1 protein-coding gene is annotated in these 2,731 nt (G+C 49.4%); it reads right to left on the bottom strand.

All coding sequences use genetic code 11. The features are described from left to right. A partial coding sequence (locus tag J07HQW2_RS09085) for an ABC transporter permease (protein ID WP_021055167.1) occupies window positions 1-2,731 on the bottom strand: 2,731 nt, incomplete at both ends.

Genomic DNA, 2,731 nt, shown 5'->3' with positions numbered 1-2,731 from the left:
TAACAACCGCTAATCCAGTTCCACCAATCAATGCAACGCCTATAGAGAGCACAGAATACTGTGGTCGTAGAACAATCCCAAATGCTCGTAATGCTCCTGTCGATAGGAGTATCTCGATAAGTAACATCGCAACGCCGAGTGCCCCAATAGACGCAACAACCCCGACCAACGCCGCATCACGAGCGATATTGAGAAGAATTGTGTATGGAGCCGCACCCGTTGCTCGGTAGATACCGATTTTACGACGCGTCGTTTGCACAGATCGGGTGAATGCTGCTGTTGAACTCCCCAGTGTCATCACCATCAACAGAAGTATGATTGCTCCGATAAGCACCTCAATATTACTGAAGACCACCTGAATTCCTTGTGTGATTCCACCGCCGGCTGTGTATCGACCGCTTTGAGCCAGCGCTGCTCCTAGTCGTTCGTCTCCTTGAACGCTGTACGTTTCATTGACCCGTTGCCCTCCAGATGTCGCCGCCTCAACGGTATATTGTCCTGCTGGTCGCTGTGAAAGTGAGAATGCTTTGACCGTGGATTCTCCTGATGCGAGTTGAACAGATTGACTCTGTCGACGCTCTGGTCCACTAATCACAACCTGCCCCTCACGCACTGTACTCCATGGATTCCTCACGGTCACCTCTGCGGTCGGTTTGGTGAAGATACTCGGTTGCGAGGGACTGATTATCATTGAGATGTCCAACGGGCGGTTTATACCTCGACGAACATCGACAGTGCGTTTGAACTGAGATTCACTCGTAATAATTGTCAACGTCACTGACCCTTCACGCTCAAACGGGAGTTGTGCTCTCCCTTCAGCATCCGTCTGTCGCGTGATGTCTCGATACCTGATTTGTGCGTCTGATACTGCGGTATCTTCCTGCGTAAGTCGCACTTGCAATGTGCTATTAACAGGAATCTCATCTGGTATTGTAAGTGAATTATCTGAGAGACCTGCACTTTCACCTTCTCCCTCACCCGGAGTCAATCCAACCGTAGCTTCAAACTCGCCAACACGAATACGCTGGTCTGATTTCTCAATACTCGCAGCCTGAATGAACACTTGGCTTGATTGCTGCGCACCGACTGTTACCGAAACTGTCTGTCTCTGTTCACCGACTGTGACTTGAAGTACTCGAGTGTTCGGTTGAAGACCCGGATTACGCACTCTTAATTGAACTCCAGGCTGACCATCCTTCCGCACTGCTTGTGCACCCGTTACAACGATTGTTGATTGATTCGATGAGACCGTCAACCCTCGTGTGCGAATTATATTGACGGCATCGCCACGGACTCCCCCCAGTGTCCGAGCCGTCGGTAACGAGACTAACAGCTGATCATCTTCAATACCGGTAGCAGTATATCTTCCAGTTACTTCCACACGAGCAACTGCAGGTGTTGTACTACCACCCACTAATATTGTCTCGCCGACGCTAATATCACTCGACTGAGCGAGATCCCCACCAATAACTGCTTCATTTGACCCTCGAGCTAGCCTCCCCTGTTGTACCGACATCTCTGTGAACTCACGATATGCAGTAAAGTTTACACCTCGAGCGAGCACTGGCTCTCCGTTGACTACCTCAAACAGGATAATCTCAGGACTAGCTGTTACGTCCTGCGTTCGAAATGCGTCTGCGTATGTCACTGGGACATCACTAGCTATTGGATTTGGCGTCCCTGGTTCAGTGATTGTTTGCTGTCCAGCTCCCGCTAATGGTCCGACAGACCCGATTATCCCAAATAACACAAATAGAAAGCACATAAAGACCGCTAATGTTGCAAGCGCGGGAACTACTGTTTCCCAGTCAATGAATTTCGTTTGCAACTGATCATGTAATCCACGCCCAATTGAAGACCCACTCTTGATCGCACCCGGGTCAAGACGAACAGTCCGCCAAGCCGCGATTGCTCCTGCGATTATTCCAACAGCAACAAACACTGTGAATGCAGGAAGTAACAGTGATATAACTCGTGGAGTGAGTTGTGCAGAGAGTGTTGTTGGTACCGATAAAAATGTAGCTACGTTGATAACACTACGGACGAGAATAAGGCCACCTGCGTACCCTAATGCAACGCCAATACCTGTAACTAAGAGACCTCGAAGACTGAATATTGTGATGATACGTCGTGGAGGCGCTCCCGTAGCCCTGAGAACAGCAATATCTTGCTTACGTTCTTGGATAGTAATCCGAACAACGCTGTAGACGGTTACCATAACGAGAACAGCTGCTGCGAGCGCGGTCAGTTGTAATATCTCCGCTAGTTCTGTCGATCCAAGGACAAAAAACTGCAGTGCGGCGACGATTGGCACCCCATCTAAATCGTTATTTGAGCTTAGAGCCATCGGTTGCACATCTGTCACAGATTGAGCTGTCTCGGTATCAGTCACGAGCCAGTGATCAGGGACTAACGGATGAGAAGACCGATCCACGATCTCCTCTGTTGATGTATCCGCAGCACTCCCAAATTTGCCTGGAGTTGGTTTGGGTAGCGACACCGTTCGATCACCAATCGTTATTTCAGCCGGTTCCTCACTGAGCCCAACTATGGTGTACGTTTCTCCCTGAACGTTTGTTTGCCCGACAACGAATGGAATTGCCTCGGCGTCCGCTTTATCTGCTGAAACGATTACTTCTGTATTTTCGAACTGTGAAGCAATTTCAGTTGTTTGTGTGCCAAGAGCGATTCCTAATACCGCTGCGCCAACAAGAAATGCAACTGTAACTGC

Origin of the sequence: Haloquadratum walsbyi J07HQW2 (assembly GCF_000415985.1) — an archaeon.
Lineage (GTDB): Archaea > Halobacteriota > Halobacteria > Halobacteriales > Haloferacaceae > Haloquadratum > Haloquadratum walsbyi_B.
The sequence above is the reverse complement of the archived record's forward strand: the minus strand, read 5'-3'. Positions and strand labels throughout refer to the sequence as shown.